Below are 18,984 nucleotides of genomic sequence, written 5' to 3'. Positions count from 1 at the left end.
ATCCTGAGTAGCGATCTTTTTCTTTTAGCGTTATCCGGCAGAAGAACCGTGATCAAGAATCGGCACAGCAGAAGAAATCGCTTCCGGGCATACCAAAGAGATTACGGTGCAATTTGTCTTAGGATTTAAGTCTTTATCAACCGTAAAAAACTCGATTTTGCCGTTCGGATCGATCACGCATAATGGAACGGCATTGTGTTGATGGTCGCGCAGAAAATCATCAAAATCGTATTGGTCCCTCAAAACAGTTTTACGCATTCTTGCGCCGTTGTTTAACATGGCCTGTAAACTTTGAAAGTTCACATTTTCCCCAAACAATAACCGGCCTTCCGAATGTAAATATTGCGAGCGCGCGTTGGCCGATTCGTGACTGTCGGATCGAATGGCATAAATTGCGCTTCGCCCGAACTCGGCACGGTAGCGTTGGCAAGCCAGTAAATTCATTTCCGGAAATTCCGATAAAGCCAGCAAATGTCCCATACCGATTAAATCGAGATGTTGATCCGCATGTTCGGAAACGACATTGCCGTAATAGGTTTGCAATCCGTCCATGCGCGCCGCTCGAATATTGACCCAGCTGGTATCGGCAAGTAAGACTTCGAAACCGCATTCTCGCAATATTTTGGCCATTTCCCGCGCCAGACAATTCGCAGACACGATTAAAATACCTCTGGCTTCAGGCTCGCCCACGCCCAACCTCAGGGCAAGAATTCTCGCACTGATACTCTGCAACACAACGGTGCCAATAATGACCATAAACGTTAAAGGGACCAATAATTCAGCCTGAATATATTCTTGATCGCTGAGTACGGCATGAGTGTGGCCGATAGACACCGGATTTACTGCAACGCCATGTTCTTGAAGGCGCAAAGCGAAAACCGCAGCCGTGGCCGCGGCGACGATGCCTCTTGGCGCAATCCATCCGATCAACGTCTTCTCTTGCCAACTCAAAGCCGTGCCTCGCGTCGCCAAAAACACTTTAAGCGGCCGCGCGATAAACTGGATGACTAAAAAAACGCAGGCGGCGGACCAACCCAGCGATAGAAAAAGATCGAAATTGGCACGCGCAGCCAGAATGATGAATAGACCGGATATCAACAGAATGCTCAAGCTTTCCTTAAAGTTCAGAATATCGTCCATGGGTACTCGCTGCATATTGGCCAAACAAATGCCCATCACCGTAACGGCCAATAAACCCGATTCATGTTCCACGAAATTAGCCGTAGTAAAGACAACGAAGACCAAACCCAATGCAAAAAGGTTATGCAAATATTCGGGTAGCCAATGATTGCGGATCAAGACGCCAAAGCCATAACCGGCAATCGCACCAATCATCGAGCTCAGCAGCAAGGTCTTGAAAAATATCAATAATGTTTGACCTATCGCGTCGGCATCGGATTCCGAAATGATGAACTGAAAAACCAAAACCCCCAATAAAGCCCCGATCGGATCGATTACGATACCTTCCCATCGCAAGATGCTGGACACTCGGGCGGTAGGGCGGACCGTACGCAACATCGGCACGACTACGGTAGGTCCGGTAACCACAGTAATCGCGCCAAACAGAAACGACAGTTTCCAAGAAAAATTCAACAGCCAATGTGTCGCTATCGCAATCGTAAGCCAAGTGACCAGTACACCTGTCGTCACCAAACGGCGAACCACCCGCTCCAAGCCCTGTATTTCTTTGAATTTCAGCGTCAAACTACCCTCGAATAGAATGACGGCAACGGCCAAAGAAACCATCGGCATCAGCAATTGTCCGAAAATTTCGTCCGGTTTTAACCAGCCCAGAAGCGGCCCCAAGATAACGCCTATTATCAACAAAAACAGGATCGCCGGCAGTTTCACGCGCCATGCGATCCATTGGCAAACCATACCCATCAAGCCGATGCCGGTTAAGGCGATAAGAATTGCGTCTTCCAAATAGATATCTCCCCGATCAATTCAAACGCCATTATCCTGGAATTTTTGAAACGTGCGGCAGGTAAAAATGCATATCAAGACTTCAAGCGCCATCTCATGTCAGGCTTCTGCCGACCTGCCGTCTGCTCTCGGCAGCCAAAATGATCGCTTCCCAAGGCGGTTGCCAAACAATTACGAATTGTCAGACGCATAACGATCCGATATATCGGTAGATATTAGCTGGGAAAATGCCTTATTCCCGGCAAATAGTAAGGCGGGAGCTATTTAGAATGTGGTAAGAACAGTAGCACCCTGTCTAGCGAAATCGGCGGTCGTCATCTGAAAAATCTGGTGCCGCAAACGAAAACCCTAATGGTTCCACTGCATCCCGCCTTCCTCTGGTAATGCACGCTAACGACCACCGAAGTCGCGGCTTAAATCGGCATTATCGAGCGGATTTATTTGAAAAGTGCGGCCGGGCGGCGTCCGGTTTTTGTTGACCACTACACTGTCGATTAAACTGACAATCGACATGCTGAGAGTCTCTTAGCAGCTTGTCCGGACACGGGAGTGATTGTGCGCAACTAAATGGTCTTTTCCTTCAAAACGGCTTCATTGGCACTTCTTATGCAAAAATTTAACGAACTCTTCGGCCGTCACCGGTCGGCTAAAGAAATAGCCCTGATAACTATCGCAACGATTGTCACGCAGAAAATCCAGATTCGCCTGGGTTTCAACACCCTCGGCCAAAACTTTCTGTCCAAGGTTCTTCGCGAGCGCAATAATTGCAGTGACTATAGCCTCGTTGTTTTTGTCACCGGGAGTATCTTGAATAAAACCCTGATCGATTTTCAACTTATCAATTGGAAAGCGTTTCAGATAAGCTAACGAGGAATAACCGGTTCCGAAATCATCGATCGCTAATTTAATGCCTTGCTCTTTCAGGGATTTTAATAACTCTTCAGCATAAAAGCTTTGCTCCAGCAATGCGCTTTCGGTAATTTCCAGCTCCAAATATTCGCTAAGCAAACCCGTTTCCGAAAGGGCATTCGCAATTTTTGTTTCCAATTCGGCATCCGAAAATTGTTTGGGGGATAAATTGACCGCAATCGTAATTGGCTCATAGCCCTCAATTTGCCATGTACGCGCCTGCTGGCAGGCTGAACGCAAGACCCATTCGCCTAAAGGAATAATCAAACCGACTTCTTCAGCTAAAGGAATAAACTCACTCGGCGGTATCAATCGCTTATTAGCCGCTTGCCAACGGACCAAGACTTCGCAAGCGATGACTTCTTGGGTGAGGATGTCAACCTGCGGTTGGTAGTACAAGACAAATTCTTTAGCGTTTAAGGCCTTGCGCATGGCTACTTCCATTTCCAGGCGTTCGCTAATCATCCGGGTGAATTCGTCGTTATAAAAACAGTAATGACTGCGCCCGCTTTCCTTAGCCAAATGCATGGCGGTATCGGCTTTTTGGATCAAATTGCTCGCTTCTAAGCCGTCTTTGGGATAAACGCTTATGCCTATGCTGGCACTCACGAAAACCTGCTGAACGGAATCGGTTGAAAATGGTTCAGTCAGGATGGCCAGCAATTGTTTGGCTACTGTTTCAATGGTACTGATGTGATCCATATGTTCTAAAATCACACCGAATTCATCGCCACTTAAACGGGCCAAAGTATCTTTTTGCCGTAAGCGTTTTTTAAACCGCTCGGCGGAGGCGACCAGAATTTCATTTCCAATCAAATGTCCATAGCTGTCGTTAATCTGCTTAAAACGATCTAAATTTAAAAATAACACCGCGCAATGGTCGTTATTCCGCCCTACCGCCCGCTCAATGGCTTCATGCAAGCGCTGCTGAAACAGCATTCGGTTCGGCAACCGAGTCAAGATGTCGTAATTTTTAAGATACTCCAACTCCTTGGCTGAGGCCTTGACCGAACCGATATCGGAAAATACGCCGATGTAGTTAATCACTTCGCCTTTGCTGTTTGTGATACAGGTAATACTTAACCATTCCGGAAAAATTTCGCCATTTTTACGTCGGTTGATAATTTCGCCTTGCCAATGGCCATATTGCTTTAAATCGGCCCATAGCCGTTGATAGAATCCAACGTCGTGTCTGCCGGATTGCATAAAGCTAGGATTTTGGCCGATCGCTTCATTTTCCGTATAGCCGGTAATCGCAGTGTAAGCCTGGTTGACTGTTAATATGATGCCCTTGTCGTCCGTGATAATGATGCCTTCGCTGGTATTGTGAAATATGGCTTCCGACCGCACCAGTTGCTGTTCGGTACTGGCAAGTAATTTCTGAATCTTTTTTTGCTCGGTGATATTGTTATTGACGACGATGGTGGCTCTAGGCTTACCATCCGCATCAAAGACGCGGCGCCAATGACTGTTAAGATAAATTGCTTGGCCGGTCTTGGTAAATTGTTTTAATTCGCCTAGCCACTCACCCGTTTTCAAAATTTGGGTATTGATTTTCCTGAGTGGTATCGGAAATTCGGTCTTTAACAACTCGTGGGATATCCTGCCCAAAGCTTCTGCATTACTCCAGCCGTACAGGGTTTCTGCGCCTTTATTCCAGAAGATAATCCTGTCCCGCAAATCGCAAGCCAGGATATGAATCTGAGCCGAATCCAGTAAATCTTGTTGTTCTTGCAGTTGTTGCAAGTACTCTAGGACTTGCTCTTGAGCTTGCTTGATAGCGCTTACATCGGTAAAAGTAACAACAATCCCTTCAATTTGCCCGGTCGTGGTTTTGTACGGCAAAGCTCTTTGAATAAACCAGCGCTTTTTGGAATCGCGGATTTCCTTTTCGATTGTTGTGCCGTTAATTAAAATCTGCTGTGCCGCCAGACATAAATCGGTTTCAATAAAGGGGTGTGCAATATCGGTAATAGGCCGGCCGATATCGCCGGGAATCAGACGGAATAATTTCTCCATTGCCGGCGTGTAACGCTTGATGCAACATTCCTTATCCAGAAACAAGGTTGGTATATCCGCACTGGCCAGGAAATTATTCAGATCATCATTCAGCACGGTTAGCTCGCTGACTTTTTCATCCAGGGTATTATTGGAAAGTTGTAATTCTTCGTTCAAGGACTGCAATTCTTCCTTCGAGCTTTCCAATTCCTCATTCGCGGATTGCAGCTCTTCATTCATCGCGGTGATTTCTTCATTGACCGCTTTGTGTTCTTCATTGGAAACCATCACTTGATTGATAGTCCGGCTCAAATCATCGCGTGTGACTTTTAGTTCTTGTTCCAATTGCTGAATCAGAAAGTTGTTTTCCCCCATTCCGGCCACGCTCACCAGATTGTCTGAATTTTCCAGGTCGAACCATAACAAAACCAACTGTCCCAGTTCCGCTGTATCCTGAAGACAGCCAATCAGCAGCATGGACACGCCATCCGCGTTTGGAGCACCCAGCCCTATGGTTCGCTGCCCGCTGGTTTTTAATTTGGCAATCACCGAGCGCACCAGCGATAAGGTTGCCGGATTTAGCATATCAACCAGATTATTGCTGGGCTTGCCTTTGGGTAGTTTTAGGAATGGGTTGGTGTTGCCCTGGGTATACAACACTTCATAACGCAGATTGATAGCGACCAAAGCCGGGCCAATATTATTAAACAGGTTTTGAAAATAACGTTCGTCGCTAGACGGCAATATCCAGCTGTCGAATTGCTTGGGCAACTGTGGCCGCATTCTTTGCAGATCGTTCCATTGCGATAAGTCCATCCCTTTTTCGAGTTTTTGTTTGGCAATATGCTTGAAAATGCGCCAAGGTTTGGAAACCACTTGAAAATGATCTGGCTGGATGCCAATGGCTTCGGACGTGCCCAAAAATAAAAAGCCATTTGGATTTAACGCAAAGCTGAACACATCTAAGAGCTTGGCTTGTACGCTGGCTTCGATATAGATGAATACATTGCGGCAAACGATTAGATCCAGATGGGGAAAAGGCGGGTCGCAAAGTAAGTTGTGCGTGGCAAAAACAATGCTTTCTCGCACGCTCTTGGCAATCAGGAAGCCGGAGTTCACCGGGATGAAATAACGTTTTAACAATTCGTCGGCTAAACCGTTTACCTCGCTGGCGGTATACAGACCACTACGGGCGATTTCCAGCGCATTGTCATTGATATCGCTAGCAAAAATATGAATCGGATTTTCGCATTGCATGCGGCGCCGGTGTTCGAATAACAACATCGCTACTGAATAGGCTTCTTGCCCCGTCGAACAGCCTGCTATCCAGATTCGAACCGGTTGATCCGCCTGTTTGCCGACAAATAAGGCAGGCAACACTTTTTCATCGAGTTGACGATAGGCTTCGGCATCGCGAAAAAAAGCGGTGACCCCAATCAGCATATCCTTGATGAGTTGTCGCGCTTCCGACCGGTCTTGTTTCAATTGTTCGGCGTAAATACTTAAGTCGGTTTCACCCGCCAGACGCATGCGTCTTTCAATCCGGCGTTTGAGGGTGTTTTTTTTGTAGCCCTGAAAATCTTTATTTTGGCTTTGTTTTAAATAGGCCAGAATATTGGACAACGCATCGCACTCGAGTTCGGATGAGGATCCGTCTTCCTGTCCGGCCTGATGTAGCTGTACCCAATAATCGACTATCGCCTTGGGCATGTTTTCCGGAGCCAGCACTAGGTCGGCTCCGCCGGCCTCAATCGCCGCTTTTGGCATGCTGTCAAACTCAGCCGATTCGGGCGATTGTGCAATACCCAAGCCGCCGTTTTCTTTGATGAGCTGTAGTCCTAAGGCTCCATCATCCAGCATGCCGGACAACACGATGGCGATGGCATTCTCATGTTGGTCCGCCGCCAAGGAGCGAAATAAATAATCAATTGAGTGTTGGCGTTGAGATTTGGTATCCAGAGGGGATAAGCGTATAACCCTATGATGAATGGCCGATAAAAAACCGGGCGGCGCAAGATAGATGTGATCGTTCTTGATCACCATACCGTCTTCGGCATCAAGTACTGGCGTGGTTGTTAACGGCGCTAATACATTGGCTAAGGCACTGTTGTGTTCGGGCAATTGGTGTAAGTTGATTAACACCGCAAAACCAAAGTTGGCCGGCAATGCGGCGATAAAACCACGCAAGGCGTTGATACCGCCCGCTGAAGCGCCAATAGCCACGATCGGTGCAGTTTCAAATGGCGGTATTTTGAATTGAGGCGGTTCCCATTTCGATTCAGGAAGGTCGTGCATGGCGGAAATTACCCTAATAACAGAGATGGAAATTATAGCTTACCGAGCTTACACAATACCGGAGGGTGTCCTGAATTTAGTATAAATGGGTAAATTATCGATTTGGCATCCGCTCTTCAAACCGAATGCCGGACCGGTTCAAAGCGGCTTTTCAGTCATGCTTGGGAATGCAGAGCAAACGACACGGCGCTGTGTCAAACTGAGATATAATACGACAACACATGAAATCACAAATACTTTAAGACTTTAGTACAAATTTTATACTTTAAAGAATTATTGAACCGCCCCGGGAATATCGGAGGCCATTTGTTCTGAATCATGCTGCCTGAGCAGACTCGGAAAGTTGTTGATAATAGATTGCTTCGGCTTCAACGGGGGGAATATTACCAATAGGTCCCAGTAGACGTCGATGATTAAACCAATCGACCCAAGTCAGTGTAGCGAGCTCGACAGCTTCACGATTCTTCCAGGATTGCCGATGAATCACCTCGGCTTTATACAAGCCATTGATCGTTTCAGCCAAGGCATTGTCATAGGAATCGCCGACGCTACCCACTGAAGCCTCAACGCCGGCTTCTGCCAAACGCTCGGTATAGCGGATCGAAACGTACTGCGCACCTCGATCACTGTGATGAATCAAGCCGCCGTCCCGATCGGGTTGACGGTCATGTAGTCCCTGTTCCAGGGCATCCAGAACAAAGTCGGTGTGAGCGGAAGACGAGACCTTCCAGCCGACAATGTAACGGGCAAACACATCGATCACAAAAGCGACGTAGACAAAGCCTTGCCAGGTGTTGACATAGGGGTGAGTAGACCGAGGGAATTTCACCCTCAGCCCCTCGCAGAACCGGACATGAACCTCTCAGCTCATCCGGCTCCCATCATCCAGCCATAGGGGCATAGCCCGCTTCCCAATGCACGAATGCGTGTGGCAAACTTGCCGCTAGCTGACCCAGCGTTCGCCAAGCTCGGGTTTTATGCCGAGCAAGTCTTTTGCATTTACGCATCAACCAACGCACCAAATAAGCATTCAGGTGTCGCCAAATTGCGGCCATAGCCGAACCGTAGAATCGACCGTAATAGCCTTGCCATCCTCGAAGAACCGGGTTGAACATTTGGGACAGGTCCCGCAACGTCTTATCGCATTTCAACTGGAGATGCCAGCCTCGTATGGTTTGCCGCATAGCCTTAAGGGCATCGCGACTGACCGCCGGCGCGAAATTCACATAAACACGACCGTACTTGTCCACCGCTTTGCGCGGCCGAAAGGTATAGCCGAGAAACGTAAAAGCCGTGATCGGATAGTTTTCCTGCCGGTTAATGTCTTTGCAGTACACGATCCGCGTCTTATCGGGATGCAGTTCCAAACCGCATGCCCGAAAGCGCTCGTCGATTTTCCGCAATGCCAACTGGGCTTGCACTAAGCTCTTGCAGTGAACAACGCCGTCATCGGCATAGCGGCAGAATCGCACGCTGCGCAAATGCTCGCTAATCCAACGGTCGAAGGCATAATGCAAGAACAGATTAGCCAACAACGGACTGACGACACCGCCTTGCGGCGTGCCTTGGGTACGTTCGATTCGTTGACCGTCCGCTGTGACCAGCGGCGCTTTAAGCCATCGTTCGATATACAACAGCACCCAAGGAATCTGACAATGCTTACGCACTGCACGCATCAACAGTTCATGATCGATATTGTCGAACAGTCCTTTGATGTCAAATTCGATCACCCAGTCATAGTCCCAACAACGTCGCCTAACTAACGCAATGGCATCGTGAGCGGAGCGGCCTGGCCGATACCCATAAGAATTCCGATGAAACACCGGTTCGAGTTTCGGCTCTAGCACCCGCTTTACCACGGTTTGCGCCACGCGATCCGCAACGGTTGGAATCCCCAGCAAGCGCGTGCCTCCTGATTTCTTCGGTATCGGCACGCCCCTGACTGGCGGCGGAAAATAACTGCCAGAGCAAAGCCGATTCCAAAGTTTGTAGAGGTTGTCTCCCAATCGTCGTTCGAAGATTTCGATGGTTTCCCGGTCGATGCCGGCTGATCCTCCATTGGCTTTCACACATTGATAAGCTTCCCAAACCCATGATTTGGGAATGTCATATGGCTTGTTCATGACACTAAGCTCCTCCTGCTAACGCAGTTGGCCCAGTCCCATGACCGGATGACGCGACTCCTTCGCTCCACCGCCATTACAGCGGCTTCAACACTACTACAAGTCGCTCCGCCCCTTGACGGCACATTGGTATTATCGGCCTTGCCTTTCGAGCTTGTGCCTTTCCCTTTGCATTGCCGTCGAAGGTTCCCGCAGTTCAACGTAAGAGCCCGGATCACGCTCGCGCTGCCTCTATGCCGGACACCGCAAAGGCCGTAAGCAGGTTTCGCCTTTACTGATCCCGGAGCAACATCACTCCCCGGTTTTGATGTCATCTGAGTGGTTTCGACACTTGAACGGCAGTTCACGGTTGTTCGCCTTCGTTGATCCATACCTGACGCCTCAAGACGCCTTTTCCGTAACGCTCACGACCTGCGCTTTTGACACACGCCGCTTACGGTGGTTTGCCACCTGCTCCTGCAAGCCGATGGCGAGGGACCTACCCTCATCTCTTACGCCGCTTGCTGCGGCACACTAAAATCCGCCACCCACAAGGCATTCGGTCGTTCGGTGCTGAATTGGCGATTGACACGATCCAATGGACAGACTGCATTGGCGTCGCTGATCGTCGTCTTAATCCCTTTACCGCGTACGACGCCTTTAAGCCCCATTTGGCGCATGAGGCGTTCCACGGTACAACGCGCCACGTTCAAACCTTCGCGCAGCAACTGGCGCCAGACTTTTCGAGCACCGTAATTTTGGAAATTTTCATCCCAAACCCGACGAATTTCCTGCTTCAGGACCTCATCACGCTTAGCACGGTTAGATCGCAATTCGGGATTAGCCTGGCGCGCCGCATGCCGATAATACGTCGACGGGGCAATCGGCAATATCTTGCAGATTGGCTCGACCCCGTAAACCTCGCGATGCTCATCAATAAACGCTTTCATCGTTTGAACGGGCGGTCGAGCTCCGCCTGAGCAAAATAAGCCGACGCCTTGCGCAGAATCTCGTTGGCCTGACGTAATTCTCGGACTTCACGCTCCAATGCTTTGATCCGTTCTGATTCGCTACTGACCGGTTCTTTCGGCATTCCGGTGGCGGTTTGCGATCGCCTAATCCAGCAACGCAAGGTTTCCGCAGTACAGCCAATCTTGGCGGCTATCGATTGAATGGCCGCCCATTCCGATGAATATTCGCTTTGATGCTCATGCACCATGCGTATGGCTCGCTCCCTTATTTCCGGGGAATAGTGTTTTATGGTTTTCTCTTTCATTGCTCCATTCTCTCAAAGGTTGGAGCCTCCGAGAAATCCGGGGCGATTCAGTTTCGGATATTACCTATATCTGGACAGATGAAGGCTGGCTTTATCTGGCGGTTGTCTTAGAACTTTATTCACGCAAAGTCATGAGCTGGGCTATGGCGGAGCGCATGACTGCCGGTCTGGTTTGCGATGCTTTGACCATGGCATTGTGGCGGCGGAAATTACCGAAAGGCGTCATCATCCGCTCGGATCGCGGCAGCCAATATTGCTCGGCGGCTTATCAAACCTTGTTCAAAAAACACCAATTGATTTGCAGTATGAGCAAAAAAGGCGACTGCTACGATAACGCCGCCATGGAATGTTGGAATCACAGCTTTAAGGTCGAGGCCATCCATGGTGAACGGCTACCAACACGTGCTATTGCCAAGCAGCATGTCTTCGAATACATCGAAGTGTATTACAATCGTAAACGGCTTCATTCCAAGTTGGGATATCTATCTCCCGAAGCCTTTGAACTTAAACAAGTCTCTTAGCTATCTGTCCGTGAAACGCGGGCAAGATCAATCGGACGTTGTTCGAGGATCCATTCACGCTAGCCGTGAGCGCCGACCATCCCCTTGCCGATCTAAAAGAAGTCGACTTGAACACGGCGGCCAAAGAGAATTTGTTGTTATTGGATAAGGGCCATTGTTTGAGGGATCAGGCGCTGAAGTTATGCAACCCTTCTCGTTTCGTAGAACACGACTTCCGGGCGTCTAGCCTGGAAACCCTGCGTTTCATGGTCAAGAACGGCGTCGGTGTCACACTAATGCTGTCCGTTGCCATTCAGCCGGAGGATAGCGACATTCGCTACGTCAACATCCGTCAGCGACCCAGCCGTACCATCGCGCTCGTCTGGGTGCGGACTCATCCCCGGGGCGAACTACTGGAAACCTTGGCCAAATTGCTGGCATATAAGCCGTTGCCATGAAACTCATTGATTAATCCGGTATCGAATGCCGAATTTAATCGGCGATGTTATCCGGGCAATTCAGTTGGCATGATTCGAGAGCAGTTCCAGTCGCCAGGGCTATTGTTCCGCTGATTCCCTGCCCCAAATCGAGATCGATCAAATACCAATCATCAGGGAAGCCGCAATCCGCGGGCAAACTTAAACATTTCGCTTCACCGCTTGTCGATGTCTCGATCAGTTTGACGCCAAAGCCAATGCCTGAACCGACCGCTTTCGCCAGGCTCTCCTTGCGCGTCCAAAAACGGTAAAAGGCTGCAGTATGCTCGGCGGGCGGCAGAGTTTGCCAATATTCCAATTCTTTTGGCGCCAGAATTTCGCCGGCCAAACTTTCCGGGTCGTGCCGCGGGTCCCATACTTCGATATCCACGCCCAACTCGCGCGGACCCGCGGCCAGCAGCATCCAATCCCCCGAATGCGACAGATTGAAACGCAAGGCATGGGGGCCGCCATTCGCATCCGGCAAAAACGGCTTGCCCAGCGCCTGACGCTCGAAGCGGATCGCTTGCGGAGCAATCCTGAGATAATTGCTCAACAGCAAGCGCACTTTACCGTGGCAAACCGCGTAACGGCGCCGGTGCAACTCGCGAACGAAACCTTGCGCGGTTTGCCGCTCCGCTTCCGACAGCCAGCTCCAATATTGCCGGTATTCGCCCTCGTCGGCCTGCAAAGACTCGAACCAAACACCGGTGTCTGCAATAGTCAGGAACGGTTTACCCGCTACCGGCATCATCGCCTCGCTGTTGAAAATCCTGCAACACCGCATAACAAACCGGCGTCAGCAGCAGACTGGCGAACATGCCGAACAGTAGGCCGGACGCCAGCGACAAGGTCATCGGCACCAGAAATTGCGCCTGCTCGCTCGTTTCCAGCAGCGTCGGCAGGAAACCGGCAAAGTTAGTGACGAAGGCTAGAAAGATCGGCCGGAAACGCGCCGAACAGGCTTCGGCGATCAGCGTCAAGCGATTGACAACGCTCGCTTCGTGTTCGTGTATGTAATCCAGCAACACCATGCTGTCGTTGACCACGACACCGCTGGCCGCGATCATGCCAACCAAAGACTCCATCGACAACGGCATGCCCAGCGCGGCATGCGCCAGCACCGCGCCGCACCAGGCCATAGGCGCCGCCAGCAAAAACACCAAAGGCAACGCATAAGAACGGAACGCTACCGCGATGATCGCGTAAATCACGCACAAGGCAATCGCGGTATTGCGCGTCAGTGCTTGCAGGGTTTGCTGTTGCTCCAGGCGTTCGCGGCCCGTATCGGCGTTCAGACCGCTGAAACGAGCTTGCAAGTCCGGCAGCACCTGATGCTCCAGGTCGGCATAAATCCGGTTCAAATCGGCTAGGGCCGGATCGACCCGCGCCGCCACTTCCAAGACCCGCTGCCGGTCGCGGCGGGTCATTTGCGCCACACCGGCCTCGAATTCGAGCTTGGCCACCTGCGACAACACGGTGTTTTTGCCGTCGGGCAGCGCCACCGGGAAGGTATAAAGCCGGTCCAACGCGCGACGCTGTTCGAGCGGCAAGCGCACCATGACTTTGACCTCGCTGCGGCCGCGCTGAAAACGCTTCGCTTCGACGCCGTAATAAGCATGACGCACCTGTTCGGCCAGATCGGCCGCTTTCAGCCCCATCGCCTCGCCGGCCGCGGTCAAGTGCAAACGCAGTTGCGGCTTGCCGGCAAGATTGGAATCCAGCACGTCGTAAACGCCGGGATAGGCCGCCAAACGCTGTTTCAAGGCCGCGCCGGCATCGCGTAACGTTTGTGGATCGTCGGCGGACAAATTCAACACGATGTCGTACGGCACGTCGCCTTCGCGGACGATGAAATCCAGCCGCGCCACGCCGAGTTCGCCGATGCGCCGCCGCCATTCGCGCACGAAGTCGTCGACTTTGATGCGTTGCCTGGCGGCGTTGGACAATTCCAGCCACAGACCGGCTTCCTGCTCCCAAATCAGAGTTTCCTGGCCGACCAGCAATGCAAATCCCGGCTCGGCCTGTTCCAGTTCGTCGCGGTAATCCAGCAGGGCCTTTTCCACCCGTTCCGCCAGGCGCTTGGTTTGCGCCGGCGCGGTGCCCGGCGGCACGCTCAAGCGGGCCCAGAAAGCATCCTTGCTGATGTCCGGATTCATTGCCTTGCGCACGTGGCCGCCGGCGTATAACCCGCCGGTCAGCAGCAGCAAGGCCACGAACAGCGACAACACCAGGTAGCGCCAAGCCAAGGCTTTTTCCAGCAGCGGCCGGTAACGGCCGGCGACCCAGGTGTCCAACGCCCGATTCATGCCTTCGCGCCGGCGCGCCCATTTCGCGTTGTCCGCGGACTTTGCCGCCGGTACCGCCAGATGCGCCGGCAAAATCAACAATGCTTCCGCCAACGAAAACACCAAAGTCAAAATCATCACCCAAACGATGGGCCGCATCATTGCCCCGCTCCAGCCCGGCAGAAACAGACCGGGCAGGAACGCCGCCACTGCAATCGCAATCGACAGCAACACCGGCAACGCCACCTTGCCGACGCCGGCCGCGGCGGCGCGCAGCGGATCGGCGCCCGGCTTTTGTTGCTCGCTGTGCACGCTTTCGCCGATGATGATGGCGTCGTCCACCAAAATGCCCATCGCCAACAAAAAACCGAACAATGAAAGCATGTTCAACGACAATCCCAGCAGCGGCATCCACCACAAGGTGCCGAGCACAGAGGTCAAAATGCCCATACCGGCCCACCAGGCCACCCGGGCGTGTAAAAACAGGGTCAACACCAACCAGACCAGGATAAAACCGCTCAGACCGTCTTCCAGCAAAGTGTCGATGCGCTGGTCGTAGGCGATGGAATCGTCCCACCAGGTTTTCAAGTGCAAACCGGGCGGCAGCCGAGTTTGCGCACGTGCCACGTATTCCCGCACGGCTTGAGCGACGGCGATGCCGCCGGATTCGGCGTGAATCTCCCAGCCTTGCGCCGGCAGGCCGTCGTGACGCCATTGCAATACTTTTTCGCCCAAGCCGTCGCTGACGGTCGCCACGTCGCCGACCGTCAGCGTGCCGCCGTCGGCCAAACTAAGTAAGGGCAATGCGGCCACCGCGTCGCCGCTAACCGCGCCCGCCCGCACGTGCAACAATAAATCGCCGCTCGGCGTCTTGACCGGCCCCGCGGCCAATACCGGCGAAGCTCGCCGGATCGCCGCCGCGACTTGTTCCAGCGTCAGGCCGTATTGCTGCAAACGCTCGGCGCGCACCTCCACGCCGATTTCGTATTGCATGCGGCCGTAATCGACCGCCTGAGTCACGCCGGGCAAGGCCGACAATTCGGCGCGTATCCGCTCGCCCAGGTCTTTCAGGCGCAACGGTTCCAGGTCGCCGTACAAAGCCACCCAGATCACGCCGTCGTCGCCGTCGCGCTGCGCCTCGCGCAGGTCGATTTTGTCCACGGCCGCCGGCAAGCGGGTCAAGGCATCGATACGGCCGCGCGCCGCGCTCATCACCGCGTCGCGTTCATGGCCCGGCAATACGCTGACCTTGATCTGGCATTCGCCTTCGAACACGCCGGTATCCAGGTGCTCTATGCCGGGCAAATCGTGTATGGCTTCTTCCAGCGGGATACACAATGCGGTTTCCACGTCTTCCGGCCCGGCGCCGGGATAGATCGCGGCGATTTCGAAACGGCCGGGGCTGAAACGCGGATAGACGTCGCGCTCCAAGGTCAGCAAACCGCTCAGGCCACCGAGCCAAATCAGCAACATGAGCAAATTGGCCGCAACCGGATTGGCGGCGAACCAAGCCAATAGCGAGCGAGGGCGAAAGGCCGGCAATTTCATCGCGCCTCCGCTACAGCAAGTCGTCGTCCGCTTCGGCGACGACCCTCTGCCCGGAAACCGGCGTTTCGATGCCGGACACCACCACCCGCTCGCCGGCCTGCAAACCGCCGACCCAAACCCGATCCGCATCGCCGCGCAGCACCTGTAAACGGCGGATTTCCAGTTTGCCGTCGGCATCGACCAGCACCGCTTCCTGGGCCGCGTTCAACGCGCCGCGCGGCAATTCGAACACGCCGTCCAATTCCCTGCCTTCGATTTCCGCCGTCAAAAAAGTGCCGGGCAACAAGGCCGGCGTGCGTTCCGGGTCGTCCAGACGCGCCACCCAATATTCCATTCCCGTGGCCTGATCGACAATGCCTTCGCGGCGCACGATCACGGCCTCCCGCCGCACGGTTTCCGCGCCGCGTTCGGCGGTCAATGCCACCTTGGGGCGATTCGCCTTGCTCACCCTGAGTTCAGGTAAGTAGCCGATTTGCGCCTGGCTCAAGGGCAAACGCACCTCGGCGGCATCGTCGGCGTAAATTCGACCCAAGACTTTGCCGATTTCGGCCATTTGCCCGACGCCGGTCAGCTTTTCCTTGACCCGGCCGCCGAACGGCGCGCGTATCTCGCAGCGGCTCAAATGCCGCTTGGCGGCGGCCAGTTCGGCTTCCGCCTGTTTCAGTCTGGCCCTGGCTTCCTGCACCTGCGGTTCGTGTAGCGACAACGGCGTCGGCGCGCCTTGCCCCAGCACCTTCCATTCCCGTTGCGCTTGTTGCTCCGCCGCCTGTTCCTCCGCCAGTTTTCGCTTGGCTTCGGCCAGTTGCGTCTCGGCGCGGACCACAGCCAATTGGTATTCGTGCGGCGCCACTTTGACTAATACCTCTCCGGACTTGAAGCGCCCTCCTACCACGAAACTGTCGTGCAAGGCCTCCACCCTGCCCTGCACCTCTGCAGTCAAATCGATTTCCCGCACCGGCCGCAACACGCCCTGACTGCGCACCGGCACGCGCAGGCGTCGCGCTTGCACGCGTACCACTTTGACGATGGGCGCGGGTTCGACCCGCTCGGCGGATACAGGTGCCGAGCCTGCAGCCAACAACCAAGTGCAGACAACCGCCGCCAGCAACACCAAAACCGGCAAGACGATACGCCATCGGGCTGTCGTCATACGCCGCCGCCGAGAGCCAAATATAAATCCAGCCGGTTGTTCAACAATTTAAGCCGCGCATCCAGCAGCGCGGTTTGCGCGATCAGGGTGCTACGGTAGCTATCCAATAAAGTCAAAATATCCACGGTGCCGTTTCGGTAGGAATAAATCGCCAGCGCGCGGCTGGTTTCGGTTTGTTTGACGGTAACATCCAACACCTGTTCACGGCCGCGCAGCCAATTTTCGGCGGCCAGACTTTGCTCGACCTCGCGCAAGGCCTGCAACACCGTTTCCCGGTAACTGTGCAGAGCTTCGTCGCTTTGCGCCGCCCGCAAATCGATGTCGGCTTGCAGCCTGTCGCCGGCGTACAAAGGCTGGGTCAAACCCAAGGCCAGGTTCCAGGCCGCCGAGCGCGGATCGCTCAAATCGGCCAGCGTACTGCCCAGGCTCCCGCCCGAGGCCGCCAAGGTCACGCGCGGCAACAAGGCCTTGCGGGCGCTGCTCAAGCGCTGGTCTTGGGCGCGCAAGCGGGCGAATGCGGCCACGATGTCCGGCCGGCGGCTCAATAATTCGGCAGGCAAACCGGCCGGCATCGCCGCCGGCAATTCGGGCAATTGGCCGCAACGCTCGACGCTCCCGGCCGGATATTGCCCCAGCAACACTTCCAGCCGCCGTTGCGCAAGCTGTACCTGGTTAGACGCATCGTTTAACTCGGCGCGGGCATCGCTAAGATCGGTCAGCGCCAGGCTCAAATCCAGACCTTGCGCCAATCCCAAATTGAAGCGGCCTTGCAGCAATTCAACCAACGCGCCGCGGTCGTCGATGGAAGACTGCACCACGGTCACCCGCTGGCGGGCCTCGGCCAGTTCGAAGCAAGTCTGCACGGTACGCGCCGCCAGCGACAACACCGCCCCACGCCAATCGGCCTCTGCGGCATCGGCGGCCAGCTCGGCGGCTCGACGGGCATCGCCGATGCGACCCCAAACGTCCCATTCCCAACTGAAATTGAACGGCACTCTCCAGACGTTGCCGTCGGCCGCATAGGCCCGCGCATCCCGGCCAACGTCGACATGCTCAAATCCGGGCGCCAGATCGAGTTGCGGTTTGGCCGCGGCGCCTTCGATGCGCGCCAGCGCGCGGGCCTGCGGCACGCGCGCGGCAGCAGCCCGTAAATCGTTATTGCCGTCCAGCGCAGCCGCGATCAGGACTTTAAGGTCGTCATCATTGAAGCTCGCCAGCCAAGCCGATACTTCGGCTTGATATTCCTCGGCCGGACGCGCTGCCCAAGCCGCAGGCAAAGCCACGGCATCCAAGACCGGGTCGCGTCCAGGCACTTCAACGCAGGCGACCGTCAACAGGAGCGGACAGAGCCAGGCGACACGAAACCGGCATCGCTCCGCATAATGAATCACAAGTTCGCAGGAGCGATGCTTTCGTCGCGACGAAGGCGTCGCTCCCACAATGAATTTCCCAATAACATCCGCGTGTTTCAAGTTTTTCTGAATAGGCTCAGCGCCGCGCATCCGCCTTCCCTTGCAATATCGCAACCACGTCGGCAATGAAATCCGCATCGCGCACGATGCCGGCATGATCGCTGTCGACCCGCGCCGAACCCAGCAAACGGTTGTCGCAGGCCTGCTCCAGAATGTCCTGAGCCAACTCCGCCGCATCGCCGGCCGCACGCGACCACCAACAATACATGCCGGCACGGACGGGCTCGATACGGTAATGCTCGCTCAACTCGGTCAGGTGTTGCATGATCGCCAGACCATTTTGCAAATCCAGCAATTTTAGCCAATCGGCCGCCGGATGCGTAGCAGCGGCGGATTCCGGCTCCACGTCCGCCAGCTGCGGCGCCATGTCGCGCAATAGTTCCCGCAGACTATCGCCGTCGTCCGGCGTTTCATCATCATTTTCGAAACCGGGCACGAAGCAATCGGCCAAACCCAAGAATCCGATCTCGCGCCCGGACTGCTCCAAAATGCGCGCAATGCTCAAGGCCAACGCGCCGCCCAGCGACCAGCCCAGCAAATGAATCGGACCTTCCGACTGGCTTTGCGCAATCGCATCGGCATAATCGCGTGCCATGCTTTCCAGCGAAGCGTCGCGCCAATTCGCATCCAGAAAGCTGCGGCACAACAGGCCTATCACCGGCCGCTGTCCGGCCAACGCGCGGGCCAGCGGATAATAGCCGAACACCGTGCCGCCGGCCGGATGCAGACAAAACAACGGTGGCAACGGATCAGCGGCATGGTTCAGCGCCACCAGCGGGGACAAGGACGTTGACTTATATTGCGTTGCCAGCTCGGCGATGGTCGGTTGCTGCAACAAACGTGTGAGCGGCAAATCCCATCCCAGCTCACGGTTGATCATCGAGAGTAAACGCAAAGCCAACAAGGAATGCCCCCCCAACTCGAAGAAATTATCCTGGATGCCGACCGTTTGCAGTCCGAGCACCTTCTGCCAAATCTGTGCAAGTCGCCGCTCGGTGTCGTTACGCGGTTCGATGCGGGTTTGGGCCATCCGCTCGGGTTCCG

The 18,984-nt window shown here is 54.1% G+C and carries 10 protein-coding genes, 3 pseudogenes and 1 other annotated feature; of the genes and pseudogenes, 2 read left to right on the top strand and 11 right to left on the bottom strand.

Features of this window, described 5'->3' with window-relative positions; genetic code table 11:
- Positions 1 to 30: 30 nt before the first annotated feature.
- The 6 genes and pseudogenes from ACW73I_RS14925 to ACW73I_RS14900 all read right to left on the bottom strand — a co-directional run.
- On the bottom strand, positions 31 to 1,926 hold the full coding sequence (locus tag ACW73I_RS14925; RefSeq protein ID WP_458030199.1) for a cation:proton antiporter: 1,896 nt from the start codon (positions 1,924 to 1,926) through the stop codon (positions 31 to 33).
- A gap of 390 nt (positions 1,927 to 2,316) precedes the next feature.
- Positions 2,317 to 2,439 carry a hypothetical protein gene (locus ACW73I_RS14920; RefSeq protein ID WP_458030197.1) on the bottom strand — a complete coding sequence of 41 codons (123 nt, stop codon included), beginning with the start codon at positions 2,437 to 2,439 and terminating at the stop codon, positions 2,317 to 2,319.
- Positions 2,440 to 2,517: 78 nt separating this feature from the next.
- On the bottom strand, positions 2,518 to 7,128 hold the full coding sequence (locus tag ACW73I_RS14915; RefSeq protein WP_458030196.1) for an EAL domain-containing protein: 4,611 nt from the start codon (positions 7,126 to 7,128) through the stop codon (positions 2,518 to 2,520).
- 316 nt (positions 7,129 to 7,444) lie between these two features.
- Positions 7,445 to 7,942: pseudogene (locus ACW73I_RS14910) on the bottom strand (IS3 family transposase); the annotation flags it as partial.
- Positions 7,943 to 8,009: 67 nt separating this feature from the next.
- Positions 8,010 to 9,251, bottom strand: a complete 1,242-nt coding sequence (gene ltrA / locus ACW73I_RS14905; protein WP_458030194.1) for a group II intron reverse transcriptase/maturase — start codon at positions 9,249 to 9,251, stop codon at positions 8,010 to 8,012.
- Positions 9,252 to 9,763: 512 nt separating this feature from the next.
- Positions 9,764 to 10,506 (bottom strand): annotated as a pseudogene (locus ACW73I_RS14900) (IS3 family transposase); the annotation flags it as partial.
- Positions 10,106 to 10,222 (bottom strand) — a sequence feature (AL1L pseudoknot). It overlaps the preceding pseudogene by 117 nt.
- Positions 10,507 to 10,556: 50 nt before the next feature.
- Between ACW73I_RS14900 and ACW73I_RS14895 the strand changes: the two are divergent.
- Positions 10,557 to 11,027 (top strand): annotated as a pseudogene (locus ACW73I_RS14895) (IS3 family transposase); the annotation flags it as partial.
- Positions 11,028 to 11,065: 38 nt separating this feature from the next.
- Positions 11,066 to 11,464 carry a LysR substrate-binding domain-containing protein gene (locus ACW73I_RS14890; protein WP_458030193.1) on the top strand — a complete coding sequence of 133 codons (399 nt, stop codon included), beginning with the start codon at positions 11,066 to 11,068 and terminating at the stop codon, positions 11,462 to 11,464.
- Between the two features lie 34 nt (positions 11,465 to 11,498).
- Here the strand turns inward: ACW73I_RS14890 and ACW73I_RS14885 are convergent, their stop codons facing one another.
- The 5 genes from ACW73I_RS14885 to ACW73I_RS14865 form a co-directional block, all read right to left on the bottom strand.
- Entirely contained in the window at positions 11,499 to 12,236 is a 738-nt protein-coding gene (locus ACW73I_RS14885) for a 4'-phosphopantetheinyl transferase family protein (RefSeq protein WP_458030192.1), read from the bottom strand.
- Positions 12,217 to 15,318, bottom strand: coding sequence for an efflux RND transporter permease subunit (locus ACW73I_RS14880; protein WP_458030190.1), 3,102 nt, complete (start codon positions 15,316 to 15,318; stop codon positions 12,217 to 12,219). Before ACW73I_RS14880 ends, ACW73I_RS14885 begins: the two co-directional genes overlap by 20 nt.
- A gap of 10 nt (positions 15,319 to 15,328) precedes the next feature.
- A complete protein-coding gene (locus ACW73I_RS14875) occupies positions 15,329 to 16,468 on the bottom strand; it encodes an efflux RND transporter periplasmic adaptor subunit (RefSeq protein ID WP_458030188.1) in 1,140 nt (379 codons plus the stop codon).
- Complete coding sequence (locus ACW73I_RS14870; protein WP_458030186.1) at positions 16,465 to 17,859, bottom strand: efflux transporter outer membrane subunit; 1,395 nt, start codon at positions 17,857 to 17,859, stop codon at positions 16,465 to 16,467. Before ACW73I_RS14870 ends, ACW73I_RS14875 begins: the two co-directional genes overlap by 4 nt.
- A gap of 97 nt (positions 17,860 to 17,956) precedes the next feature.
- Positions 17,957 to 18,984: alpha/beta fold hydrolase (locus tag ACW73I_RS14865; RefSeq protein ID WP_458030185.1), on the bottom strand; the 1,028-nt coding region annotated here is incomplete at its 5' end.

This window comes from Methylomonas sp. MgM2 (genome assembly GCF_054172045.1).
Note: the sequence above shows the minus strand (reverse complement) of the source record. Positions and strands in the feature narration are given on the sequence as shown.